The sequence below is a fragment of the Nocardia sp. NPDC058519 genome, from assembly GCF_042719755.1.
Lineage (GTDB): Bacteria > Actinomycetota > Actinomycetes > Mycobacteriales > Mycobacteriaceae > Nocardia.
Map to the genome: position 1 here is coordinate 103512 of NZ_JBHXNK010000024.1, position 24781 is coordinate 128292.

At 68.0% G+C, this 24781-nt stretch carries 23 protein-coding genes and 1 tRNA gene; 11 read left to right on the forward strand and 13 right to left on the reverse strand.

The window, feature by feature from the left end:
* The first annotated feature begins 15 nt into the window (after window positions 1-15).
* Window positions 16-1407, forward strand: a complete 1392-nt coding sequence (locus ACFWPK_RS24800; protein WP_378919538.1) for an MATE family efflux transporter — start codon at window positions 16-18, stop codon at window positions 1405-1407.
* 57 nt (window positions 1408-1464) lie between these two features.
* Here the strand turns inward: ACFWPK_RS24800 and ACFWPK_RS24805 are convergent, their stop codons facing one another.
* The 4 genes from ACFWPK_RS24805 to mfd all read right to left on the reverse strand — a co-directional run bounded on the left by ACFWPK_RS24805 (window position 1465) and on the right by mfd (window position 7106).
* Window positions 1465-2040, reverse strand: a complete 576-nt coding sequence (locus ACFWPK_RS24805; protein WP_378919540.1) for a TerD family protein — start codon at window positions 2038-2040, stop codon at window positions 1465-1467.
* A gap of 38 nt (window positions 2041-2078) precedes the next feature.
* A complete protein-coding gene (locus tag ACFWPK_RS24810; RefSeq protein WP_378919542.1) occupies window positions 2079-2564 on the reverse strand; it encodes a hypothetical protein in 486 nt (161 codons plus the stop codon).
* A gap of 223 nt (window positions 2565-2787) precedes the next feature.
* Window positions 2788-3495, reverse strand: coding sequence for a MazG family protein (locus tag ACFWPK_RS24815; protein WP_378919544.1), 708 nt, complete (start codon window positions 3493-3495; stop codon window positions 2788-2790).
* A complete protein-coding gene (gene mfd / locus ACFWPK_RS24820) occupies window positions 3492-7106 on the reverse strand; it encodes a transcription-repair coupling factor (protein ID WP_378919546.1) in 3615 nt (1204 codons plus the stop codon). Before mfd ends, ACFWPK_RS24815 begins: the two co-directional genes overlap by 4 nt.
* A 117-nt stretch (window positions 7107-7223) precedes the next feature.
* Between mfd and ACFWPK_RS24825 the strand changes: the two genes are divergently transcribed.
* Complete coding sequence (locus ACFWPK_RS24825) at window positions 7224-7847, forward strand: TIGR03085 family metal-binding protein (RefSeq protein ID WP_378919548.1); 624 nt, start codon at window positions 7224-7226, stop codon at window positions 7845-7847.
* A 1-nt stretch (window position 7848) separates the two neighbouring features.
* Here ACFWPK_RS24825 and ACFWPK_RS24830 read toward each other — a convergent pair whose 3' ends face one another.
* Window positions 7849-8496 (reverse strand): TetR family transcriptional regulator, encoded by a 648-nt coding sequence (locus tag ACFWPK_RS24830; protein WP_378919550.1) that lies wholly within the window; start codon window positions 8494-8496, stop codon window positions 7849-7851.
* A 160-nt stretch (window positions 8497-8656) separates the two neighbouring features.
* A complete protein-coding gene (locus tag ACFWPK_RS24835; RefSeq protein WP_378919552.1) occupies window positions 8657-9295 on the reverse strand; it encodes a TetR/AcrR family transcriptional regulator in 639 nt (212 codons plus the stop codon).
* Between the two features lie 228 nt (window positions 9296-9523).
* Here ACFWPK_RS24835 and ACFWPK_RS24840 point away from each other — a divergent pair.
* The 6 genes from ACFWPK_RS24840 to ACFWPK_RS24865 all read left to right on the forward strand — a co-directional run bounded on the left by ACFWPK_RS24840 (window position 9524) and on the right by ACFWPK_RS24865 (window position 13983).
* Window positions 9524-9594 (forward strand) — tRNA-Gln (locus ACFWPK_RS24840).
* A 93-nt stretch (window positions 9595-9687) separates the two neighbouring features.
* On the forward strand, window positions 9688-11178 hold the full coding sequence (gene glmU / locus ACFWPK_RS24845; RefSeq protein WP_378919554.1) for a bifunctional UDP-N-acetylglucosamine diphosphorylase/glucosamine-1-phosphate N-acetyltransferase GlmU: 1491 nt from the start codon (window positions 9688-9690) through the stop codon (window positions 11176-11178).
* Window positions 11175-12155, forward strand: a complete 981-nt coding sequence (locus ACFWPK_RS24850) for a ribose-phosphate diphosphokinase (RefSeq protein WP_378919556.1) — start codon at window positions 11175-11177, stop codon at window positions 12153-12155. The genes glmU and ACFWPK_RS24850 overlap by 4 nt, the downstream gene beginning before the upstream one ends.
* Before the next feature lie 102 nt (window positions 12156-12257).
* On the forward strand, window positions 12258-12812 hold the full coding sequence (locus ACFWPK_RS24855; protein ID WP_378919558.1) for a hypothetical protein: 555 nt from the start codon (window positions 12258-12260) through the stop codon (window positions 12810-12812).
* A gap of 65 nt (window positions 12813-12877) precedes the next feature.
* A complete protein-coding gene (locus ACFWPK_RS24860) occupies window positions 12878-13543 on the forward strand; it encodes a DUF2461 domain-containing protein (RefSeq protein WP_378919560.1) in 666 nt (221 codons plus the stop codon).
* Window positions 13544-13608: 65 nt separating this feature from the next.
* Window positions 13609-13983 carry a hypothetical protein gene (locus ACFWPK_RS24865; RefSeq protein ID WP_378919562.1) on the forward strand — a complete coding sequence of 125 codons (375 nt, stop codon included), beginning with the start codon at window positions 13609-13611 and terminating at the stop codon, window positions 13981-13983.
* A gap of 38 nt (window positions 13984-14021) precedes the next feature.
* On the opposite strand, the gene egtD is transcribed toward ACFWPK_RS24865, so the two are convergent.
* From egtD to egtA, 4 genes are all read right to left on the reverse strand, one after another.
* Window positions 14022-14993, reverse strand: a complete 972-nt coding sequence (egtD, locus tag ACFWPK_RS24870; RefSeq protein WP_378919564.1) for an L-histidine N(alpha)-methyltransferase — start codon at window positions 14991-14993, stop codon at window positions 14022-14024.
* Window positions 14990-15892: a class II glutamine amidotransferase gene (locus ACFWPK_RS24875; protein ID WP_378919566.1), complete on the reverse strand. Its 903-nt coding sequence runs from the start codon at window positions 15890-15892 to the stop codon at window positions 14990-14992. Before ACFWPK_RS24875 ends, egtD begins: the two co-directional genes overlap by 4 nt.
* Window positions 15892-17226, reverse strand: a complete 1335-nt coding sequence (egtB, locus tag ACFWPK_RS24880; RefSeq protein WP_378919568.1) for an ergothioneine biosynthesis protein EgtB — start codon at window positions 17224-17226, stop codon at window positions 15892-15894. Before egtB ends, ACFWPK_RS24875 begins: the two co-directional genes overlap by 1 nt.
* 82 nt (window positions 17227-17308) lie before the next feature.
* Complete coding sequence (egtA, locus tag ACFWPK_RS24885) at window positions 17309-18592, reverse strand: ergothioneine biosynthesis glutamate--cysteine ligase EgtA (RefSeq protein WP_378919570.1); 1284 nt, start codon at window positions 18590-18592, stop codon at window positions 17309-17311.
* Window positions 18593-18714: 122 nt separating this feature from the next.
* On the opposite strand from egtA, the gene ACFWPK_RS24890 reads away from it, so the two are divergent.
* Complete coding sequence (locus ACFWPK_RS24890) at window positions 18715-19893, forward strand: aminotransferase class V-fold PLP-dependent enzyme (protein ID WP_378919572.1); 1179 nt, start codon at window positions 18715-18717, stop codon at window positions 19891-19893.
* Here the strand turns inward: ACFWPK_RS24890 and ACFWPK_RS24895 are convergent.
* Window positions 19883-20443 (reverse strand): TetR/AcrR family transcriptional regulator, encoded by a 561-nt coding sequence (locus tag ACFWPK_RS24895; protein ID WP_378919574.1) that lies wholly within the window; start codon window positions 20441-20443, stop codon window positions 19883-19885. The genes ACFWPK_RS24890 and ACFWPK_RS24895 overlap by 11 nt on opposite strands.
* A 98-nt stretch (window positions 20444-20541) precedes the next feature.
* On the opposite strand from ACFWPK_RS24895, the gene ACFWPK_RS24900 reads away from it, so the two are divergent.
* Window positions 20542-21306, forward strand: a complete 765-nt coding sequence (locus ACFWPK_RS24900) for a lysophospholipid acyltransferase family protein (protein ID WP_378919576.1) — start codon at window positions 20542-20544, stop codon at window positions 21304-21306.
* Window positions 21307-21319: 13 nt separating this feature from the next.
* Window positions 21320-22963 (forward strand): fatty acyl-AMP ligase, encoded by a 1644-nt coding sequence (locus tag ACFWPK_RS24905; protein ID WP_378919578.1) that lies wholly within the window; start codon window positions 21320-21322, stop codon window positions 22961-22963.
* Window positions 22964-23229: 266 nt separating this feature from the next.
* On the opposite strand, the gene pth is transcribed toward ACFWPK_RS24905, so the two are convergent.
* Together pth and ACFWPK_RS24915 are read right to left on the reverse strand one after the other, a co-directional pair.
* Window positions 23230-23808: an aminoacyl-tRNA hydrolase gene (gene pth, locus ACFWPK_RS24910; protein ID WP_378919580.1), complete on the reverse strand. Its 579-nt coding sequence runs from the start codon at window positions 23806-23808 to the stop codon at window positions 23230-23232.
* Window positions 23809-23831: 23 nt separating this feature from the next.
* On the reverse strand, window positions 23832-24452 hold the full coding sequence (locus ACFWPK_RS24915) for a 50S ribosomal protein L25/general stress protein Ctc (RefSeq protein ID WP_378919582.1): 621 nt from the start codon (window positions 24450-24452) through the stop codon (window positions 23832-23834).
* Between the last annotated feature and the right edge of the window lie 329 nt (window positions 24453-24781).

Genomic DNA, 24781 nt, shown 5'->3' on the forward strand with positions numbered 1-24781 from the left:
ACCCGGAGCGGGTGGGTGAACGGCACGGCGACCGATAGCAGCGCGCTGGCCAGGCTGGCGACGCCGATCGCGCTCACCCAGCTCGCGCAGATCGCGGTCTCGACGACCAATCTCGCGCTGATGGGCACGCTCGGCGTGCGCGAGGTCGCCGCGGGCGGGCTGGCACTGGTGCTGTTCAACCAGATCCGCACCATGTGCGTCGGGCTGATCACCGGCACCGGGAATCAGATCGCCGGTGCGCTCGGCGCGGCCGGTAAGCGAGGCGATTCGGCCGACGGCGAAGTACGTGCGGTGGTGCGGGCCGCGTTCGTCATCGCGACTCTCGCCGGACTACTCGGTGGGGCGCTGCTGATCGGGCTCGGCTGGGTGTTGCCGTGGCTGGGTCAGGACGCGGCGGTGCTCGAGCTGGCCAGGCCGATGATGATCGCGCTCGCGCCCGGTTTGCTGCCGTGCCTGTGGTTCCAGGTGCTGCGGCAGTACACCGTGGGCATGCAGCGTCCACAGGCGTTGCTGCTCGTCACGCTCGGTTCGGTGGCCTTGAACCTGGTGCTCGCGCTGGCCTTCATCCACGGCTGGGCAGGCATGCCGGCCATGGGTCTGACGGGGGTCGGCATCGCGACCTCGCTGGTCTTCCTGATCACCTTCGGGGTGTTCTGGGCGATGGTGCGCCACGACGAACAACTCGGTCGCACGCTGCCGTCGACACCGTGGCCGGTGCGCTGGGCGACCGTGCGCGAGGAACTGCGCCTCGGCACGCCGATCGCGCTCACCTACGGTTCGGAAGCGGGCATGTTCTCGGTGCTCGCGCTGGTGATGGGCAGTTTCGGGCCCGCCGCGCTGGCCGCGCACAGTGTCGTCTACCAGATCATCTACATCGTGTTCCAGACGGCGATCGGGCTGTCCCACGGTGCGTCGATCCTGGTCAGCCATGATGTCGCGCGCGAGGAGTTCGGCCACGCGCGAGCGCTGGCCTGGTTGGCGTTGCGGATGGCCGCGGTGATCGCGATCGTCACCGGGGTCGTCTACGTGCTCGCCCCGGACATCGTGCTGGCGCCGTTCCTCGATGCCACCGACACCGACACGGTCGCCATCGCACACACCCTGCTGCTCATCGGCATCGTGCTGCAGTTCTTCGACGCCGCCCAGAACATCGGCACCGGGCTGCTGCGCGGCCTGAAGGAGACCTCCGCGGGCTTCCGGCTGTCGCTGGTCGGCTACTGGGGCGTGGGGCTGCCCTCAGCGCTCCTGCTCGCCTTCCCGCTGCACCTCGGCGCGGCGGGGGTCTGGTGGGGCTTGACGGCCGGCCTGGCCACCACCGCCGTACTGATGCTGCGCAAGTACTTCGCGCTGCTCGATCAGGCCAGCGTGGTCCCGCCACGACGGGTGCCGGTCACCCAATCACGATGACAGCGAGCACAACAAAGGCGGGCGACACATAGTCGCCCGCCTTCATGTCGTGGTTCGTCAGAGATTCACGCCGTAGTCGCGAGCGATGCCCGCCAGGCCGGAGGCGTAACCCTGGCCGACAGCGCGGAACTTCCACTCGTTGTTGTGGCGGTAGAGCTCGCCGAACACCATCGCGGTCTCGGTGGACGCGTCCTCGGACAGGTCGTAGCGGGCCAGCTCCACGCCGGTGTTCGCGTCGGTGACGCGGATGTAGGCGTTGCGGATCTGGCCGAACGACTGGCCGCGGGCCTGGGCGTCGTGGATCGAGACCGGGAAGAAGATGTTGGTGATCGTCGGCGGCGTGGCGGCCAGGTCGACATTGATGACCTCGTCGTCGCCGTCGCCCTCGCCGGTCAGGTTGTCACCGGTGTGCTCGATGGTGCCTTCCGGCGAGCGCAGGTTGTTGTAGAAGATGAAGTGCTGGTCCGAGAGCACCTTCAAGTTCGTACCGGTGGCCAGCGCGCTGGCGTCCAGGTCGTGGTCGGCACCGGTGGTGGTGCGCACGTCCCAGCCGAGACCGACCGCCACCTTGGTGAGGTTGTCGGTCTGCTTCGACAGCGAGACATTGCCGCCCTTGGCGAGTGTGACGCTCATGAAAACCCTTCTGTCCAGATGGTGTGCCGTAGAAGAACTTACGTCGCGGACCCGGCGTCGGCCCAGGTTCGCAGGGTCTCGACCCGACCCTCGAGGGCCCGCAATTCGGTGGCGTCGAGCACGGTGCGCTGGATGCCACGGTCGACGGCGAACGCGGACTGCCGGTGGTCGTCGATCACGTCCACGTCCAGCTGCACCGCGGTGTAGTCCTGCGCCGACGGCATCTGCTCGGCGATGACCTTCGCCCGTCCTCGCGCACACAACGCCACATTGCCGCCGCCCAGAATCAGCAACGCCACCTCCGGCTGCTCCCGCAACCGCGCCAGCGACCCACGATCGGACTTCAAACTGATGAGAATCCGCCGGTCACCCGCCCGCACCGGCCAGGAGACGGGGATCGCGTGCGGCGACGGATCGGTGGTCACGAGCACCGCGATGGTCTCCTGCGGCCATACCGGCAACACGTCCAGCTCAGGGTGGTCGTTCATCACGTCCTGACTTGCCGGATCTACCTCTGTACCCATCAACCTCACCTCGACGATCGCCGGTCTCCTGCCCCGCCGCGAACGACGAGCTGCTTCGATTCTAAAGCGGTGTGGCCCTTGCTCGCTGGCGCGCGCATGATTGTCCACAAGATCTCAGCAACGTCTCAGATGCCGGCGCCGTGCACCGGACCCACGAAACGCCGTTAGCTCAACGGTAACTGACGGCTTGGACCGCGGGTGACCACGCATCGGCAGGTGATGCTCAGCGCTGCCAGAAGGTGCGCCAGTCGTGCGCGGTGAGCGGCGACCGGGTGCCTCGTTCGGCCTCGGCGGCGTCCTCGGCGGCCCGGATCGCGGTGGCGAAGTCGACGGAAGCCTTGCGGAGGCGTTCCTCGGCCGAGTCGGGGCCGCCGAGCTCGACCACGCGCAGGGTGTCCGGCACGAGGTCGGCGGGCAGGCCCGCGGTGGCGCTGCGGGTGCGGATCTTCTCGGCGAGGGCGAGGGCGGGTTGGGCCATCGCAATGCCGTCCAGGCAGGAGCGACGGGACTTCTCCGCGGATTTGCGCTCCTCCCAAGCCTTTTCCTGCGCCGCGATCTTGTCGGCTACCGAGGTCCCCGACGAGAAGTCGGCGTCGGTGAGGTAGGGGCTGCGGTGGACAAGCTTGTCGACCAGCGTCGCCGCGACGTCTTCGACGGTGAATTCGCCCGCGTGCTCGGCGATTCGGGAGTGGAAGAGGACTTGCAGCAGGAGGTCGCCGAGTTCTTCCTTGATGGTTTCGGCATCGCCTGCCTGGATGGCGTCGAGGAGTTCGTAGGTCTCCTCGAGCAGGTAGGGGCGCAGCGAGTCGTGGGTCTGGGTGCGTTCCCAGCCGCCGAAATGCCAGAGGCGGTCCATCACGTCGACGGCGTCGGACAGTCCCGCGGCCACGACCGCGGTGTCAGCTTGCTCCTGTGAGGTCTCCTGGCTCATCGGGACGCCGCGGCTTCCGTCGGCACCGAAAGATCCACCATTCCCTGGGGTTTGCCGTCGAGCACCAGCAGCAGATCGGCGACGAACTGCAGCACTGCCACGTCACGCACCCGGTCGGCGCCGACGCTGTCGGTGATCCGCGGCAGCGGCAGGGTGATCAGACCACTCGCCGGGCGATAGTTGGCCGACGGGTAGATCCGCTTGAGCCGAAGTTGTTTGGAGTCGGGAAGATTCAGCGGGGCGATCTTGAGCGAAGCACCGGTGACCACGATCTCGGACACGTCGTACTCGCGCGCGAGTAGGCGCAGCTTGGCCACCGCCACCAGTCGCCCGACCTCCACCGGCAGCGGGCCGTAGCGGTCGACGAGCTCTTCGATGACCGCCACCAGGGCCGTATCGTCCTGGGCGGAGGCGAGTTTGCGGTACGCCTCGAGCCGCAGGCGGTCGCTGGCGATGTAGTCGGGCGGGATGTGCGCGTCGACGGGCAGGTCGATGCGCACCTCCTTGTTCTCCTCGGTGACGATCGGCTTGCCGTCGGCCGCCGCCCGGTAGGCCTCCACCGCCTCGCCGACCAGCCGCACATACAGATCGAAGCCGACGCCGGCGACGTGACCGGACTGCTCGGCGCCGAGCACATTGCCCGCGCCACGGATCTCGAGGTCCTTCATCGCCACGGCCATACCCGCACCGAGATCGGAGTTCTGCGCGATGGTGGCCAGGCGGTCGTAGGCGGTCTCGGTGAGCGGCTTCTCCGGCGGATACAGGAAGTACGCGTAGCCGCGCTCACGGGAACGACCGACGCGCCCACGCAACTGGTGCAGCTGCGAAAGGCCGAGCGAGTCGGCACGTTCCACTAGCAACGTGTTCGCGTTGGAGATGTCGAGACCGGTCTCGATGATCGTGGTGCAGACGAGCACGTCGTATTCGCGCTCCCAGAATCCCTGCACGGTCTTCTCGAGCTGATCCTCGTTCATCTGACCGTGCGCCACCACCACCCGCGCCTCGGGCACCAGATCACGGATCTTCTTGGCGGCCTTGTCGATCGAGGACACCCGGTTGTGCACGTAGAAGACCTGCCCGTCGCGCATCAGCTCGCGGCGGATGGCGGCGGTGACCTGTTTGTCGTTGTAGGCGCCCACATAGGTGAGCACCGGGTGCCGCTCCTCGGGCGGGGTGAGAATGGTCGACATCTCGCGAATGCCCGCCAGGCTCATCTCCAGGGTGCGCGGGATCGGGGTGGCCGACATGGTGAGCACGTCGACGTGGGTGCGCAGCGCCTTGATGTGTTCCTTGTGCTCCACGCCGAAACGCTGCTCCTCGTCGACCACCACCAGGCCGAGGTCCTTCCAGCGCACGCCGGTCTGCAGCAGCCGGTGGGTGCCCACCACGATGTCGACCGAGCCGTCGGCCAGCCCGGCCATGATCTCCTTGGAATCGGAGGCATCGGTGAACCGGGACAGGCCCTTCACCGTCACCGGGAAACCCGCGACGCGTTCGGTGAAGGTCTGCAGATGCTGCTGGGCGAGCAGCGTGGTCGGCACGAGCACGGCGACCTGCTTGCCGTCCTGCACCGCCTTGAACGCGGCGCGCACGGCGATCTCGGTCTTGCCGTAGCCCACATCGCCGCAGACCACGCGGTCCATCGGCACCGCCTTCTCCATGTCCGACTTCACGTCGGTGATGGCGGTCATCTGGTCGACGGTCTCGGTGAACGCGAACGCGTCCTCCATCTCCTGCTGCCATGGCGTATCCGGGGCGAAGGCGTGGCCTGGCGCGGCCTGACGCGCGGCGTAGAGCTGCACCAGCTCGCCCGCGATCTCGCGAACGGCCTTGCGCGCCTTACGTTTCGTGTTGGCCCAGTCGGAGCCGCCGAGCTTGGACAGGCTCGGCAGTTCGCCACCGACGTAGCGGGAGAGCTGGTCGAGGGATTCCATGGGCACGAACAGCCGGTCGCCGGGCTGGCCGCGCTTGCTCGGCGCGTACTCGATGACCAGGTACTCGCGCCGCGCGCCGCCGATGGTGCGCTCGATCATCTCGACGAACCGGCCGATGCCGTGCTGGTCGTGCACCACCATGTCGCCCGAGGTGAGGGCGAGCGGGTCGACCTGGTTGCGGCGCTTGGCGGGCAGCCGCTTGCCCTCCGTGGGCGCGGTGACCCGGTTGCCGGTGAGGTCGGATTCGGCGACGACCACCAGACCGGCGTCGTCGAAGATCAGGCCGTCGTGCAGCGAACCACACAGCACACCGACCACACCCGGCTCCGGTACCGCACCGGCGGGCAGCAGCGCGGCGGGCACGTCTGCCTCACCGAGCCGTTCCAGCACTCGTTGCGCGGTGCCGTGGCCGGTGACCACGACCACCGCGCGGCCGCCGGTGGCGACGTGCGCGCGCAGCGACGCGAAGATGGTGGCGACCAGTTCCTCGGACCCGCGGGCGGTGGGCCCGGCGGCCACCGGCAGGTTCACCTCGATCGGGTCGCCGGAGCTGAGCGGGCTCAGCGTCCACCACGGCAGGCCGAGTTCATCTGCGCTGGTGTGCAATTCGGGCAGGCCGCGGTAACCGGAGGCGGCCAGGTCGAGGCCGTTGGCGCCCAGCGGTGCGTCGCTACCGAAAGAGGCAGCGGTCCATGACGCTTCGAGGAATTCCTCGCCGGTGCGCACGAGATCGGCCGCCCGGGTGCGGATCTTCTCCGGGTCGCACAGCAGCAGTTGGGTGCCCGCGGGCAGTGCCTCGGTGAGCAGGCTGAGCTTGCCCGGCGCGAGGACCGGCAGCAGGGCCTCCATGCCGTCGACGGGGATGCCCTCGGCGATCTTGTCCAGCATCTCGACCAGGGAGGCGTCGGCCTCGTTGTCGGCGGCGACCGCGGCGGCGCGTTCGCGCACCGGCGTGGTGAGCAGCAGCTCACGGCACGGCGGCGCGACCGCCAGCTCGACGGTGCTCTCGCCGATCGAGCGCTGATCGGCGACCGAGAACGGCCGGATCTCGGTGACCTCGTCGCCCCAGAACTCCACGCGCACCGGATGATCCGCGGTCGGCGCGAACAGATCGAGGATGCCGCCGCGCACCGCGAACTCGCCGCGCTTGCCGACCATATCGACGCGGGTGTACGCGAATTCGACCAGGCGAGCGAGCAATTCGTCGAAATCGAACTCGCTGCCGACGCGCAGCACCACCGGCTCGATATCGCCGAGGCCCGCGGTCATCGGCTGCATCAGCGATCGCACCGTGGTGACCACGACCCGGAGCGGATCGGGGTACACCGGGTCTTCGGGGTGGGCCAGCCTGCGCAGCACCTCGAGCCTGCGGCCCACGGTGTCGGGGCCGGGCGAGAGACGTTCGTGCGGCAGGGTCTCCCAGGACGGGAACATGGCTACCGAGGGGCCGAGCATCTCGGTGAGTTCCACGGTCAGATCGTCGGCTTCCCGACCGGTCGCGGTCACCACCACCAGGGGGCGCTGGTCGGCGATCGTCGCGGCGACGAACGGCCGTACGGCCGATGGTGCGACCAATTCCACCCCGGATTTGCCGACCAGGTCGGTGACCGTTCGCAGCGCGGCGTCACCCGCGACCGCCTCGGCCAGACCGGCGAGCGGAGGACGAAGGGAGGACATTGTTCGCTCCTGATTGCGCAGTTCGGATGGGCGAGGTGGCCGTCTCGAAGTCTAGTCATCGGGTCCGACAGGCCCCGTGCAGCCCGGTTGACGTCCGGACCCGCGTAGGGTCGAGGCGTGAGTCTGGCTCGACGTGAACGCCACGCCCTCGTGGAAACGATGACCGAGGCGGGCCCTGCCGCGCCTACCCTGTGCGGCACCTGGACGGTGCACGACCTCGCGGCCCACCTGGTGGTCCGGGAACGCAGGCCCGACGCGTCGATCGGCATCGTCTTCCGTCCGATGGCCGGATACCTCGACGCGAAGCAGGCGCAGATCGCGCAGCGGCCGTTCGCCGAGCTGCTCGAGCTGGTCCGCACCGGCCCGCCGTGGTGGTCGCCGCTGCGCCCGGTCGACGCGGTGGCCAATCTCAGCGAGATGTTCGTCCACCACGAAGACGTCCGCAGGTCCGAACCGGGCTGGGAGCCAAGGCAATTGGCGGCGCGCGACGAAGACCGGCTGTGGTCCACCCTGCGCACCGTCGCCCGTGCGGCCTACCGCAAGTCGCCGGTCCCGGTCGTCCTCGCGACGCCACAGGGGGCCACGATCACGGCGCGTCGTGGCGAAGGCGTCGAGGTGGTACTCACCGGCACGCCGTCGGAGCTGCTACTGCACGCGTTCGGCCGCGACGAAGTCCGGATCACGCCGACCGGGGCCGACGCCGATGTGCGGGCGGTGCTCGCCACCGACCGCAGCGTGTGAACTAGACGACGTAGCGACGCAGCCTGCGCGCGGCGAACTCCCGGAAGTACGAGAGCTTCTCCGGCGGCACCAGCGAGGGCAGCAGGAAGTACCAGGCCCGCTCCATCCGCGCCGCCATCTGATCCATCGACTCGGTGCCGACCGCGACGATGTGCACGCCCGCGGTCAGTTCCTGCAGCAGCACGCCGACCACATCGGGATCGAGATCAGCGATCAGATCGCCCTGGGCGATGGCCCGCTCCGACAGCAGCCGGTAGGTCTCACCCCAGGTCTTGGCGATGTTGTCACCCTGCGCGCCGCGATAGTCACCGATCTGATGGGTGAGCTTGAGCATCGCCCCCACCATCGGATCGTTCATCGATAGATCGGCCACCACGTAGGTGATCCCGATGCCGGCTTCCAATGCGGGCACCCGGGAATCGAAGAAGCCCTGGCAGGATCCGATCAGTCGCTCGTTGCCCTGATCGACCACCGCCCTGGCCAGCTCCTCCTTGGAGCCGAAGTGAAAGTACAAGGCGCCCTTGGTCACATTGGACTGCGCGATGATTTCGCTGAGGCTCGCGTTGGCGTAGCCCAAACGGAGAAAGACATCGGCAGCGCCAGCAAGGACGGAGTCGCGGGTGATCTCCGCGCGTGCTTGCCTAGCCATCAGATCCGCCTGTCATCCAATAATCCAGCCATCCTGAAGTAGACCGACATCCCGAAATTTGATCGACATACCGCCCGGCAGCACCCAAAAGGATGGGTGAACCGTACCACCAGGCGGCAAAGTGGCAGCCGAATCATGGATTCGGTCCACCCTGCGTGCGCTAACGTCCGGTTACCCCGCCGATTGTCGGCGTAGTCCCCGTATTCCATTCGGAGCTGAGCCCCGGTTCGGCTTCCAAATGACTCAAACCGTTCCAGCACAGGTTGACCAGGTGCGCGGCCACCACCTCTTTGGGCGGAGTGCGCTCGTCGAGCCACCAGGTGGCGGTGGTCGACACCATGCCGACCAGGGCTTGGGCGTAGAGCGGGGCGAGGCTGGTATCGAGATCACGACGGCCGAAATCACCGGCGAGCAGATGCGCGACCTGGTTGACGGCCTCGTTGAGCAGACTCGAGTAGCGACCGTCGGAGCTGGCCGCCGGCTGGTCGCGGACCAGGATCCGGAATCCGTCGGTCCGTTCCTCGATGTAGGTGAGCAAGGCCAGCGCGACCTGCTCTAATCGCACCCGCGAGCGATTGCGGGTGAGCGAGGAGGTGACCATCTCCAGCAGCATCGACATCTCGCGATCGACGACCACCGCGTAGAGGCCTTCCTTGCCGCCGAAGTGCTCGTAGACGACCGGCTTGGACACCTGCGCGCGCTGCGCGATCTCCTCGATCGATGTCGCGTCGTACCCCCGCTCCGCGAACAACGCGCGACCGATCTCGATCAACTGCTGCCTGCGCTGCGTACCGGTCATCCTGGGCCTGGTAGTGCGACCCGGCTCACTGGAAGACATGCGTGCCCCCGCCTCTCCGCGTTTTTCGACTCACGAGAAATCAGTACGTGCGTTCCAGAAGGCTAACAACGCCATCCGACCTCGGGCACGACAGGCGTGGACAAGATTCGCTCGAGGACGGGATCGTGTGCGAGGATCATGCCGTGCCGTAGCACAGTGGTGGGCCCGCACGGCCCACTGGTGTGGCGATCCGCCGTAGTGTAATGGCAGCACCTCTGATTTTGGTTCAGATAGTTCAGGTTCGAGTCCTGGCGGCGGAGCACACGGACACACAGTGACGTATCGTCGGCCCGCACCATCTACCGACCGAACCCGCCACAGCACACTCGCTGACAGGCAGCCGAGGGAGATCCATGCCACCGCAGACCGCCGTCGTCGTTCTCGCAGCAGGTGCTGGGACGCGAATGCGGTCGAAGACTCCGAAAGTGCTGCACCCGTTGGCGGGCCGATCGATGCTCTCGCACGCGCTGCACGCCGCCGTCGAGATCGATCCGACCCACCTGATCACCGTTGTCGGACACGACCGCGAGAAGGTCGGAGCCGCCGTCGCGGACGTGGGTAAGGAACTCGGCCGCGAGATCGTGTGCGCCGTGCAGGAGCAGCAGCTCGGAACCGGTCACGCGGTGCAGTGCGCACTGGGTTCGATCCCGGCGGACTTCGACGGCGACCTTCTCGTCACTTCGGCCGATGTGCCGCTGCTCGACGGGCACACTCTCTCCGCGCTGCTCGACGAGCACCGCAGCTACGCCGAGCGGCCCGCCGTGACGGTCCTTACCTTCGTGCCCGACGACGCCAACGGCTACGGCCGGATCGTGCGCGACGACGACGGTCAGGTCGCCGAGATCGTGGAGCACGCCGACGCCACGCCGACGCAGGCCAAGATCAAAGAGGTCAACTCCGGCGTCTACGCGTTCGACGCGTCGGTGCTGCGCACCATGATCGGGCGGCTGTCCACCGCCAACGCCCAGCACGAGCTCTACCTCACCGATGTGCTGCGGCTGGCCCGCGAGGCCGGTCATCCCGTGCACGGCGCGCGGCTGATCGACTCGAACAAGGTCACCGGCGTGAACGACCGGGTGCAGCTGTCCCAGGCGGGCGCCACCCTCAATCGCTACATTCTCGAGCGCCACATGCGCGCGGGCGTCACCATCATCGACCCCGCGACGACCTGGATCGACGCGAGCGTGCGCATCGGCCGCGACGCCGTGCTGCGGCCGGGCACCCAGCTCTTCGGCAGCACTGACATCGGCGAGGACGCCGAGATCGGACCCGACACCACGCTCACCGACGTGCTCGTCGGGGTCGGCGCGAGTGTGGTCCGAACGCACGGGACACACGCCCAGATCGGCGACGGCGCGTCCATCGGGCCGTTCAGTTATCTGCGGCCGGGCACGGTCGTCGGCGAGGAAGGCAAGCTCGGCGCGTTCGTCGAGACCAAGAACGCCTCGATCGGCGCGCACTCGAAGGTGCCGCACCTGACCTACGTCGGCGACGCGACGATCGGCGAGTACAGCAACATCGGCGCTTCCAGTGTTTTTGTGAACTATGACGGAGTGAACAAGCACCACACCGTGGTTGGTTCCCATGTGCGAACAGGGAGCGACACCATGTTTATCGCACCGGTAACGGTGGGTGACGGGGCCTATACGGGTGCGGGTACTGTACTGCGCAGAAGCGTTCCACCGGGTGCACTTGCTGTGTCGGGTGGGCCACAGCGCACTATTGAAAACTGGGTGCAGCGCTACCGTCCAGGAACCGCTGCGGCGCGCGCGGCGGCGGAAGCCATCGCGGCAGACGAGACGTCTTCGAAGACAATCGAGCAAAAGGATGGCAACCAGCAGTGACCGCGTTCTCGATCGACAACCAGAAGAACTTGATGCTCTTCGCCGGCCGGTCACATCCTGAGCTGGCCGAGCAGGTCGCCAAGGAACTCGACGTCGACATCACCCCGCAGACCGCGCGCGACTTCGCCAACGGTGAGATCTTCGTCCGCTTCGAGGAGTCGGTCCGCGGTTCCGACGCCTTCGTGCTGCAGAGCTTCCCCGCCCCGCTGAACCAGTGGCTGATGGAACAGCTCATCATGATCGACGCGCTCAAGCGCGGTTCGGCCAAGCGGATCACCGCGGTACTGCCGTTCTACCCGTACGCGCGCCAGGACAAGAAGCACCGCGGCCGCGAGCCGATCTCGGCCCGTCTGGTCGCCGACCTGCTCAAGACCGCGGGCGCCGACCGCATCATCAGCGTCGACCTACACACCGACCAGATCCAGGGCTTCTTCGACGGCCCCGTCGATCACATGCACGCGCTGGTGCAGCTATCGGACTACATCCGCACCAACTACCCGTCGGACAACCTCGCGGTCGTCTCCCCCGACGCGGGCCGCGTGAAGGTCGCCGAGAAGTGGGCCGACGCGCTCGGTGGCACGCCGCTGGCGTTCATCCACAAGACCCGCGACCCGCTGGTGCCCAACCAGGTGAAGTCCAACCGCGTCGTCGGTGACGTCGAAGGCCGCACCTGCGTGCTGATCGACGACATGATCGACACCGGTGGCACCATCGCCGGTGCGGTGAAGGTGCTCAAGGAAGCGGGCGCGGGCGACGTCATCATCGCGGCCACCCACGGTGTGCTCAGCGATCCGGCCGCCGAGCGCCTCGCCAGCTGTGGTGCCAGGGAAGTCGTCATCACCAACACCCTGCCGATCAGCGAGGAGAAGAAGTTCCCGACGCTGACCGTGCTGTCGATCGCCCCGCTGCTGGCCCGCACCATTCGCGAGGTCTTCGAAAACGGCTCGGTAACCGGCCTGTTCAACGGCAACGCGTAGTTTCGAGTTCACCTACGGCCCTCTGGCATTCGCCGGGGGCCGTTTGTGGTGCGTGGGGGAATTGCGTGGTAGGCATGGGGCAGATCGATGTGAGGGGGCGGTATGGGGACTGGGCCGGAGCGACGGGTCGAACTCGGTAAGGATCAGGTTGTGCCGCGGGTGCAGGACGCGCCGGAGGTGTCTGATCCGTCGGGTGGGGAGCCATGGGGTGGGATCGCGAATCCGGGTCCGGCTGTCGAGATGCCGCCGTATCCACCACCACCGCCGCCTGCGCCGGGTTATCCCGCTCCTGGTTATCCCGCCGCTGGATATCCCGTTTCCGGCAATCCGGTGCCGGGCTATCCCGCGCCGGTCCGGGCACCGTACGGCGCTGCGCCGTATCAGCCGTTTCCGCCCCAGCCGGGTTATGGGTACCAGGACAACACGCCGCTGTGGTCGATCTTCAGTTTCTGCTGTGCCGCCGCTTCGGTGTTCGGCGGGTTGGCGCTGTGTGGGCTGCCGGTGCTGATCACCGCGCCGACGGGGATCGTGCTCGGGCTGGTCGGGCATGCCAAGGGCGAGGAAATGGGCAAGTGGGCGGCGATCGTCAACGGTGCGATAGCGGCGCTGGCCGCGCTGCTGGTCATCGTGTTCGTGGCGCTGCTCGGCGGCCTCTGAGCCGCGACGCGCGATACTGGTAGCGGTAGCCCGACCGCCGAACAGAACGGAGAAGCGCAGCACCGATGGATGCTTTCACCGGATTCCCGCTCACCGGCCTCGACTTCTACGAAGATCTGGAGGCCGACAACTCGAAGGCCTTCTGGAACGCGCACAAACACATCTACGACGAAGCCGTGCGGGCTCCGATGACCGCGCTCGCCGGCGAACTAGCGGCGGAATTCGGACAGGCCAAGATCTTTCGGCCCTACCGTGACGTCCGATTCTCGGCCGACAAGCTGCCCTACAAGACGCACCAGGGTGCGGTGGCGGGGGTGTCGCCCGGCGTCGGCTGGTATGTGCAGATCGGGGCGGCGGGGTTGTTCATCGCGGGTGGCTGCTTCCGGCCCTCGCCCACGGCCTTGGCCGTCCTGCGGGCCACGATCGACGACGAGGTGCGCGGCGCGGAACTCGAGAAGATCCTGGCCGCGACGACGGCGGCCGGTTTCACCCTCGGCGGCGACAAGCTCAAAACCAAGCCGCGAGGCTATGCCGCCGACCATCCACGCATCGACCTGCTGCGCCACAAGTCGCTGACCGTGCACCGCGAGTTCGGCGCCCCGGACTGGCTCACCACCCCGGCCGCGGCCACCGAGATCCGCCGCGCCTGGAACGACCTGCGGCCGCTCGTCGAATGGTTTGCCGCCGTCCTCGAGGGCGTCCCGGAAGATACGAGCGGCAGGCGCCCGTAAGCGGTAACCGACGGCCCGCGCGTGGCTCGTGACGTCACGGCCCTCGGAGGCCGATACTGGAAACCATGAGCCGTGAACCGTTGGACATGGACATGGGCGACGACGATCAAGCCGACGACATCGTCGAATACGAGCGCTATGTGGAGGACCCACCCGCGGACTACGTGATCCGCAACCACGAGGCCGACGCCGACGGCTTCCTCGGCATCACAGAGGAAGTCTCCGAGGAAAATACCGAGGGCGGCGCCCGCCGCGAGGCGGCCGAAGAAGACGAACGCCCCGCCGAGGAGGCCGCGGTGCGAGTACGCGGCGAGGACGATATCGACGGCGCCCTCTTCGACGACGACGCCGTCAACGGCGAAGAGGGCCTCGAAAAGGACCTCGAGGGCGACGAGAACCTCACCAGCGGCGAATACCTCGCCGACGAACTCGACCTCTAGCCCCCGCCGCGCAACGCCGTCGCCGGCGAATCACCTGATCAGCGGCGTTCGGCCAGGGCCAGGATGAAGCGGTTGTCGGGGTCGGTCCAGGTGTGGGCGGGGGTGAAGCCCGCTGCGTCGAGTTCGGCGGCGAGGGATTCGGGGCGGAATTTGGCGGAGATCTCGGTGCGCATTTCCTCGCCCGCCGCGAAGTCGACGGTCAGGTCCAGCCCGGCGACGGTGGCCGTCATCGCCTCCGTGGCGCGCAGGCGCATTTCGATCCATTCGTTGTCGGCGTCCCAGATGGCGACGTGTTCGAATTTCTCGGGGGCGAAATCGGCGTCGAGCCGGTTGTTGAGGACGTGCAGGACGTTGCGGTTGAATTCCGCGGTGACGCCCGCGGCGTCGTCGTAGGCGGGGACCAGGATCGCGGGGTCGATCACCAGGCCCGCGCCGAGCAGGAGCAGTTCGCCGGGTTCGAGGACCTCGTTGATCCCTGCCAGGAATTCGGCGCGCTCGGCGGGAACCAGGTTGCCGATGGTGCCGCCGAGGAAGGCGATCATGCGCCGGCCGCCGCGGGGCAGGTTGTGCAGGGTGTCGGTGAAGTCGCTGACCACTCCGTGCACGGACAGGTTCGGGTACTCGGCCGCGATCTCGTCGGCCGCACCGCGCAGTGCCGATGCCGAGACATCCTGCGGAACATAGGTTTTCAGCGAGCCTTCGGCGGTGAGGGCGTCCAGCAGGAGCCGGGTCTTCGCGGCCGAGCCCGAGCCGAGCTCCACCAGCACCTCGGCGTGGGCCGCCGCGGCGATCTCGCCGACGACCCGCTCGAGCAGGGCTCGCTCGGTGCGGGTCGGGTAGTACTCGGGGAGTTCGGTGATCTGCTCGAAGAGCTCGCTGCCGCGCGCGTCGTAGAACCACTTGGGCGGCAAGGACTTCGGATCGGCGGTAAGACCGGTGCGGGCGTCGGTGCGCAAGGCCGCGGTGAGATCGTCGTCGGTGAGGTGGATGTCCAGCAGCGGCGCGGTCATGAACGGACCCTTTCGGTGGCGGGGAGTTCGAGATCGGTGATGGTGCAGTGGCCGGGCGTAGCGGCGACCACCTGGCGGTCGGCGATGGGTTGCCAGCGTGGGTCGGCGTCGTAGGGTTCGGAGGACAGCACTGTGTAGTCGTCCGCCACGAGCACCGACAGCGCGTGCCAGCAGGTGGTGGCCCACAGCTGAACTCCGTTGCCGAGCAACAGGTTCAGCCGGGCGTTCGGCTGATGGCGCAGGACGAGCGCGACCAGCAGTTGGACGGCCTCAGCCGGAGACGTGATCGGGCCCGTGGGAGTGATCGCCCGGAGTAGGCCTCGCAGCAACACCCACAATGCGGCGGAGTCGGTGAGTGCCTCAGCCTGCAACAGCACTGCGGGCGAGCTGAACAGTGATGCGGGTGAAGAGTATTCCGCCGCCGATGCCGCGACTGCGGCCGGATCCACGTCCTGCGGTGCGGCGGCGAATATTTCGTTCAGGTCGGCGAGCACGGAAACGAGGGTCGTCCGCCAGTTCGGGATGACGCCGTTGTGGCTGAAGGCCCAGTGTTCGTCGGTGAAGGGGGCGCAGGCGGACCGCTCCAACGGCATGCCGACAGTGGCCGAGCGGACGGCGGCGATCACCGAGCGGGATTCGAGCTGACCGAGGACTTCGGCGACAGCGGGGTCGGTCCAGATCGGGGCCTGGTTGCGGTAGCGGGTGACCGTGTCGCGGGGAGCGTCGACGCCGATATCGGCTCGCCGCCACCAGGCGACGCCGAAGCCGTCGGCGTTGATCGTGCCGCCCGCGCGCATGTCGGCAGGCGCCCAGGACTGGGCGTAGAGCGAGTGCGGGCCGCGCATCACCAGCTCGCCGACCCCTACCGGTGGGCCGACGTACCCGAGGTGTCTGCACATCAGCGTTCGTCCTCGCGCAGGTCCCTGGCGAGGCGGAAGCCGGCGAAGATCTGCCTGCGGATCGGGTGGTCCCAGTTGCGGAAGGTGGCGCGGCAGGCGACCTCGTCGGTGCCGAAGGAGCCACCGCGCAGGATGCGGTAGTCGCCGCCGAAGAAGACCTCCGAGTACTCGCGGTAGGGGAACGCGCGGAAGCCCGGGTATGCCTCGAAACCCGAAGAGCACCATTCCCAGACGTCGCCGATGAGCTGGTGCACGCCGGAGGCCGACGCGCCTGCCGGGTAGGCGCCGACCTCGGCGGGCTCCAGGTGCTGCTGGCCGAGGTTGGCCAGGTGCGCGTCCGGTTGGTCCTCGCCCCACGGATAGCGCCGCGACGCACCGGTTCTCGGGTCGAAGCGGGCCGCCTTCTCCCATTCGGCCTCGGTCGGCAATCGCTTTCCTGCCCAGCGCGCGAAGGCCTCGGCCTCGAACCAGCACACGTGCACGACCGGCTGATCGAGCCGCAGCGGGGTGCGGACGCCGAATGCCGTGCGCGTCCACCCGTCAGCGTCGCGCTGCCAGAACTGCGGCGCGACCAAACCCGCCTCCTGGCGGTGCGCCCAGCCGCGCTCCGACCACAGCTCGGGCCGGTCGTAGCCGCCGTCGTCGAGAAAGGCCAGGAACTGCCCGTTGGTCACCGGCGCGACATCGATCGCGAAACCGTCGACGTGCACCGGATGGGCGGGGCGTTCGTTGTCCAGCGCCCACGGATCGGCCGAGGTACCCATCAGGAACTCGCCTGCGGGAAGGACGATTTCGCCGCCGACCGGCACCTGCGCGACAGGGGCGGGCGGGGCCGAGAGCACCGGCGCGCCGATCCGCAATTGATGGGTGGCCAGCATGGTCTCGTCGTGCTGCTGTTCGTGCTGGGCGATCATGCCGAAGGCAAACCCGTTGTCCACCAGCGGAGTACCGGCCAGATCACTGGAATCGAGGACGTCGAGGACCTTTTCGCGCACCGAACCGAGGTAGCCGCGCGCCTGCCCGGGATCGAGCAGCGGCAGCGCGGGCCGGTTCGACCTGGCGTGCTTGAACGCGTCGTAGAGCTCGTCGATATCGGCACGCACCGCATCACGGCCACCGACATCGCGCACCAGCCACAGCTCTTCCTGGTTGCCGATATGCGCCAGATCCCAGACCAGCGGCGACATCAGCGGCGAATGCTGCGCGACGAGATCGGCCTCGTCCACGCTGTCGGTGAGCAATGCGGTGCGGCGGCGGGCACGCGCGAGAACCTCGGCGATCCGGGCGCGTGTCCGGTCGCGGTCGCTGTGGTCGGCGGGGGCGGAAAGGGTCACGAGAGCTCCGAAACAGACTGGTCGACAATGACTTCGGACCGACAGGTGTTGGCTTGCCGGCGATGGACGGTCGACGGCGTGATCATCGCGACGAGCCGCTGCGTGCGGAGTCGACCTCGGCGAGTGGGCTGCGACCAGACCTACATCGGCGGGCCGCGGCGGCCAATTCCGCAGCCGCAGCGGGTGTTCGCGCACGGTCGGTGGCCAGGTCGAGCACATCCACGGCCGCGCGGCGCAATTGCGGGTCGAGTAATCCGCAACGGGCGGACGTCAACCACTCCCCCGCGGTGGGCGCGGCGATGGCGGTTGCCTCGGCGACTACCGCCGGGGTCGACAGCAGGGCGTCGAACAGGTGGATCGGGGTGGTCCACGATTGGCCGGGCTGGGTGTCGAGGTAGCGGACCTCGAGGTGACCGGACGGACGGACCGGGGGGAACAGCGTGGTCAGGTGGTAGTCCAGGTCGGCACGGGTGGGGCGGCGGCCGACTTCGTCGTCGAGGGCGCCGGACAGCCAGTCGGCGAAGGTGGCGCCGGGGGGTGGGGACCAGTCGGGGTCCGCGTCGGTGCAGCGCACGCACAGCAGGGGCACGTCCAGCGCCCAGTGCGCGTAGGAGGTGATCGGGTCGGCCCAGTCGGCCACCGGGGGTCTGGCGCGGGAGGGGTCCAGGCGCAACCAGGTGCGCATGCGCTGAGACGCCCAGTCGCCGGGTGGCACGCCGTGCAGGCGCGGTGAGCAGGCGAAGGCCGCGATCAGGGTGGGGCCGAGAGCGTAGAGGGCGGTCCAGCGCGCCCGTATCTCGGCGGGATCGGCGCCGGCGTCCACGCTGACCTGCGTGGCGGCGGTATTGCACATCATCAGGGTGCCGAAGGGGCCGACGCTGTCGAAACGGCGTTCCATCGCCGTATAGCGCGGCAGCCGGAGCAGTCGCTCGGCGGGACGGCCCGCATCGGCGGCGGCGGCGAAAATGCTGATCTCCCGGGCGGCGAGCAGGTCCCGCAAACGGGCCGCATCAGCGCGCAGATGCTGCGTCAGCGCGGCCGGATCGGCGAACGGTGCGCTGGAAAGTTCTATCTGACCACCGGGTTCGACGGTGACCAGGCTCCCGCCGGGCAGGGGAACCGCGGCCGAAGCGGGAGCGATGGAGGTCGGTGCGTGCGGCCCGAGGGCCGCGGCCAGCTGGTCGAGCGAGGGGCGCGAACCGGTGGGTCCGGCGGTGAGCCACTCCAGTTCGGCGCCGATCAGCGCAGGTGGACCGAGCTTGAAACAGACGCCGCCGACATAGGCCTCCGCGGCCGCCCTGGACGACAGTTCGCCCTGGTCGGGGGCATAATCGGGCCACGACGAACGTTCCAGGGTGACCGCCATACCAACCTCCACGTGCTGCGTGCTGCCGGGGAACCTGCGTTTCGCTCATTCCAGAGTAGCGAGGACCACCGACAGAAAAAGTGACGAAAAGGGGAACGGCTCGGGGCGCTATCGTCGTCACCATGCTTGACCTCGCCGCGATCAGAGCCGCCACCTCAGGACTTGCCAACGGTCAGGTCTTCCTCGACAGCGCCGGATCGTCACTGCCGCCGAAGGTCGTCGTCGACACGACGATCGCCCACTTACACCGCGAAGCCGAGATCGGTGGCTACCGTGCGGCTAACGAACGCCTCGCCGACCTCGCCCAGGTGAAGACCTCGATCGCCACCCTCATCGGCGCCACTGCCGACACCATCGCGCTCAGCGACAGTGCGTCCCGGTCATGGGCTGATTTCGCCTACTCGGTGCCGCTGAATCCCGGCGACCGGATCCTGATCTCCGGCGCCGACTACGCCAGCAACGCGATCGCCGCGCTACAGCGCGCAAAGCACACCGGAGCCGTGGTCGAGCGCATTCCCAGCGACGACACCGGACGCCTCGACACCGACGCGCTCGCCGACATGCTCGACGAGCGCGTTCGACTGGTATCGCTGCAGCACGCACCGACCAACGGCGGCCTCGTGAACCCGGTCGGCGAGGCCACCAGGATCGCCCACGAAGCCGGTGCGCTGGTGCTGCTCGACGCCTGCCAGTCGACCGGGCAGCTGCCCATCAACGTCACCGAACTCGGGGTCGACGCCATGTCGACCACCGGCCGCAAATGGTTGCGCGGACCCAGAGGCACCGGATTCCTCTACGTCCGTGCCGAATTGGCGCAGACGATGGAGCCGGCCCGCCTCGACCTGCACAGTGCCGCGTGGGTGAGCCCCGGCGAATACCGCCTCGCCGACGACGCGTCCCGTTTCGAGTTCTGGGAGTGCGGTGTCGCCGCCCGCCTCGGCCTCGGCGCCGCCGTCGACTACCTGCTCGAACAGGGCACCGACGAGGTGTACGCCGCCGTCGCCACCCGCGCCGGGTACCTGCGCAAGACGCTGCCGGAACTGCCCGGCGTGACCGTGCGCGACCTTGGCACCGAGCACAGCGGCATCGTCTCGTTCACCGTCGACGGCCACGACCCCGAACAGTTGCGCGACCGGCTCGCCGAGCACGCGATCACCGTCACCGTCAGCCGCGCGGGCTCCACCCTGCTCGACATGTCCGAACGCACCCTGCCCGCCGTCCTGCGGGCGTCCCCGCACTACTTCGTCAGCCAGGACGATCTCGACCGCTTCGTCACGACGCTGGCCGAGCTCAGCCGCTGAGCCCCGCGAGGTGCTCACCGACGATCCGGTCCGCGAGCACTCGCGGGTCCTGATCGGGGGCAACGATTTCCAGCGTCCGGTTGACGGCGATCGTCGCCAGACCGTGCACATTGGTCCACAGGGCCAGCGCGCGCTGCGGCGCCGACTCGGGCACCACCGCCGCGACCAGCTCGACCACCTGGCCGTACAGCGGCCGCGTGGTGGCCCGCAGGTTCTCGCCGGAACCGGCCAGCAGATCGTGGCGAAACATCAGCGTGAACATCTCGGGCCGCGACACCGCGAAATCCACATAGTCGACCGCCATCCGGCGCAACCGTTCGCGCGGGTCCTCGATCGTGGCGAGGTCGGCGAACCGCGCGATCAGCTCCCCGAATCCGCGCGCCGCGATCGCCGCGAGCAGCGCCGCGTGCGTGGGAAACCATCGCCGCGGCGCTCCGTGTGAGACACCGGCGGCCCGTGCGATCGCACGCAGCCCGAGTGCGCCCAAGCCCTCGGTTTCGAGCAGATCGACACCGGCGTCGATCAGGCGCTCGCGCAACGACTCAGGCATACCGGCAATTCTGCACACCGGGTCGGCGGCATTCGCCGTCGCCTGCGTAGACAGTGTCTACTAGGGTGCTGTAGACACTGTCTACGGAAGGGCCGCCCATGTGGTACCTGTTGTGCAAATACGTCCTCATCGGCCCGGCGCTTCGCCTGCTCGGGCGCCCGCACGTCGAGGGGCTGGAGCACATTCCACGCACCGGCCCGGTGATCATCGCGGCCAATCACCTGGCCTTCATCGACTCGCTCTACCTGGCCCTGGTGATCCCACGGCCACTCACCTTCCTGGCGAAACAGGAGTACTTCACGGGGACGGGAATCCGCGGGCGATGCAAGCGCTGGTTCTTCACCGCCGCGGGCCAGGTGCCGGTGGACCGCACCGGTGGCGACGCGGCAGCAGACGCGCTCGCGGCGGCCACCGGAATCCTCGACGGCGGCGGCGCCTGGGCAATTCACCCGGAGGGCACACGGTCACGGGATGGCAGGGTCTATCGTGGTCGCACCGGGGCGCTGCGCGTTGCCATGGCCACCGGGGCACCGGTGGTGCCCGTGGTCCTGGACGGTACCGATCGCATGAATCCTCGCGGTCGGAAACTGTTGCGTTTCACCAAGGTACGCGTCACCGTCCACCCGGCTAGGCACTATCCCACCGCTGTTCATCACGCCCAGGTCAGAGCGGCAACGGACCTGCTGATGCGGGAAATTGCCCTGCTATCGGGTAGACCATACGTAGACCGCTACGCAGCCACCTTCGCTGTCCAGGGCGCAACAGCAGGGGTGCTGGTGTCAGCCCGGGTTAACACGCGCGGGGCGGGGCGGGATTTCTTTGTTGGGAGTGCAGAGCACGGCCGTAACCGATCGTTGGCGTAAAGGGAGACCGACGTTGAGCAGGTTCACCGACGAAATGTTTGGCACAGCGTTGACCAGCTCGAAGGGGCTGGTCACCGGAGAGCCGGAGGCACCGCTGCGGCAGACCTGGGGGGAGATTCACACTCAGGCGAGGCGGATGGCGGGGGCTCTCGCGGCCGCCGGAATCGGGCACGGAGACGCTGTCGGCGTACTGGCGGGTCTGCCCGTCGATATCGCGCCCGCCTGCCAGGGCATCTGGATGCGTGGCGCTTCGATCACGATGTTGCATCAGCCGACGCCGCGGACCGACCTCGAGGTCTGGGTGCGCGACACCGAAACGGTGCTGCGCATGATCGACGCGAAAGCCGTCGTCCTCGGCGCGCCGTTCGCGCCCGCCGAACCGGTGCTACGGGAACGCGGGATCACTGTGGTGCGGATCGAGGACCTGCACAGCGGCACCGATACCGATCCGGTGCCGACCACAGAGGACGATATCGCGTTGCAGCAGTTGACCTCTGGGTCGACCGGATCACCCAAGGCGGTGCGGATAACCCACGGTAACTTCTACGTCAACGCGTACGCGATGTTCAATCGCGTCAAATTCCAGCTCGACGACGACGTGATGATCAGCTGGCTGCCGCTGTTCCACGACATGGGCATGGTCGGATTCCTTAGCGTACCTATGCAATTCGGCGCCGAGGTGGTGTGCGTAACGCCGCTGGACTTCCTGGCACGCCCACTGCTGTGGGCCGAGCTGATCGACAAGTACCGCGGAACGGTCACCGCCGCACCCAATTTCGCGTACTCCCTGCTGGCCCGGCGGCTGCGCCAGGCCGAGCCGGGCACCATGGATCTGTCGAGCGTGCGCTACATGTGGAACGGCGCCGAACCGGTCGACCCCGACACCATGATCGCCCTCGCGGCGGCGGGAAAACAGTTCGGACTCAACCCGATGGCGCTCACACCGGTCTACGGCATGGCCGAGACAACCCTGGCCGTGTCGATCCCCGACGCCGGCCACGGGCAGGTGCTCGACGTGATCGACGCCGATCTGCTCGAGGTCGTCGGCAAGGCGGTGCCGATCGCCGAGGACGGCCACCACGGCACCCCACGCAGGCTGCCGACGCTGGGGCACCTCGTCGACGACCTGGAAGGCCGCGTCGTCGACGCCGAACGTCAGCCGCTGCCGGTTCGGTCCGTCGGAGTCATCGAATTGCGTGGTCCCGCGGTCACGTCGGGCTATGTCACCGTCGACGGTTTCCGCCCTGCCCAGGATGCCGAGGGCTGGCTCGACACCGGTGACATCGGCTACTTCACCGAAGCGGGCCTGATGGTGGTCTGTGGGCGCATGAAGGACGTCATCATCATGGGCGGCCGCAACATCTACCCCACCGACATCGAACGAGCCGCGCTGCGCGTACCGGGAGTCCGCCCCGGCAACGCGGTGGCGGTGCGCCTCGACTCGGGCGAGAAACGCGAGAGCTTCGCGGTGGTCGTCGAATCCAACGACTACCAGGACTCCGACGAGGTGAAGCGCATCGAGCGGGAGATCGTCCACGAGGTGTTCACCGAAGTAGGCGCCCGCCCCCGCACAGTGGCCGTCCTCGGACCGGGAGCCCTCCCGAAGACCTCCTCGGGCAAACTCCGCCGCGCCGCCACCGCGGTGCACCTGCGGTAACCCACCCCGTTCACCCAGACTGTCCCCGTCATCCACAACCCGCCCAACCCAACCACCGCACTCCCGACCCCTAGGGAGGGACGGCCACGAAGTGGCCGGTCCGCGGCCGGGTCGCCGGTTAGCGCTCGAAGCGCATGCGCCGCAGGCGCGAGTCTCGAGCGCTAACCGGCGGCCCCTTGGGGCCGCGGACACGCGCGCGCCAGCGCGCCGATAAACCCAGCGCGCCGATAAACACAGCGTCAAACCTGTCTGGGACTACCACACATCTAATGCAGGTTGTTCTGGGCTGCTTCCAGCCCGACCTTCAACAGCAGCTCCACCGCGTCGGCGGCCTGCTCCACGATCACCGGGACCTCTTTGCGCTCGGGCGCGGAGAAGGGCTTGAGCACGTAATCGGCCGGATCCTGCCGACCGGGGGGACGCCCGATCCCGATCCTGGTCCGCAGGTACTCCTTGGTGGTCAGCGCCTGCGAGATCGACCGCAATCCGTTGTGTCCACCTTCGCCGCCGCCCTGCTTGAGCTTGAGCGTGCCGAACGGCAGATCCAGCTCGTCGTGGACCACGATCACCTGATCCACCGGCACCGAGAAGAACTTCGCCAGCGCGGCGACCGGCCGCCCGGACAGGTTCATGTAGGTGCGCGGCTTCGCGATGAGGATCTGACGGCCGTCCAGGCGCGCCTGGAGCAGGTCGGCACCGGACTTCTTGTGCACGGAAAAACGGCCGCCGACGCGCTCGGCGAGCACATCGGCGACCAGGAAGCCCACATTGTGGCGGGTGCGCTCGTATTCGGGGCCGGGGTTACCCAGTCCGACTACGAGCGCGGGCCCGGAAGATTCGGTCATTGCCCGAATCGTAGTGCGCGGTCTTACTCGGACTCGGGAGCGGCCTCCGCGGTCGCGGCTTCGGCGGCGGCTTCGCCCTCTTCGTCCATCTGCGAGGCGGACGGCGCTTCGATCACGTTGACGATCAGCGCTTCCGGGTCACCGGCCAGGGTGACGCCCTTGGGCAGCGTGATGCCGCCGGCCAGGATCTGGGTGCCGGTCGCGACGCCGTCGACCGAGACCTCGATGGACTCGGGCAGGTTCATCGCGTCGGCCTCGATCGACAGGCTGTTGAGTTCCTGGGTGATCAGGGCGCCGGAGACGGCATCGCCGGTGACGACGACGTTGACGTCGGTGGTGACGCGCTCGCCACGCTTGACGATCAGCAGGTCGGCGTGCTCGATGTAGCGACGGATCGGGTGGACGACGACCGACTTGGTCATCGCCAGCTGCGGCTGGCCATCGATCTGCAGGTTCAGGATGGCGTTGGTGCCGTGCAGACGCAGGATCGCGGCGAACGCCTTGGCGTTCAGCGACAGGTGCTGCGGCTCGGCGTGGTGGCCGTACAGCACGGCGGGCACGTTGCCGTCGCGACGGGTACGGCGAGCGGCACCCTTACCGAATTCGGTGCGGACGGCGGCTTCGATCAGATTGGCGTCGGACATACTGAATGCGCTCCTACGGCTGGTCATGGGTGACCCAACTCCGGGGTCAAGGTCTACTCGTCGGACGAAAGAACGAACGAGGACGGCCCAAACAACTCAGCCGAGCCGCGTCGATCACGGTGTGCGCACCAAACGGGCACTCACCCTCGCCGAGACAACCCGCCAACCATACCGCATAGCAATCCGCGATCTGAAACCGCCATGACCGCACTCCGAACCCCCACCTGCGACCCCTAGGGAGCAGCGGCCACAAAGTGGCCGGTCGCGGCCGGGTCGCCGGTTAGCCGCCGGGGCGTACGCGACGAAGGAGCAAGCCCCGGTGGCTAACG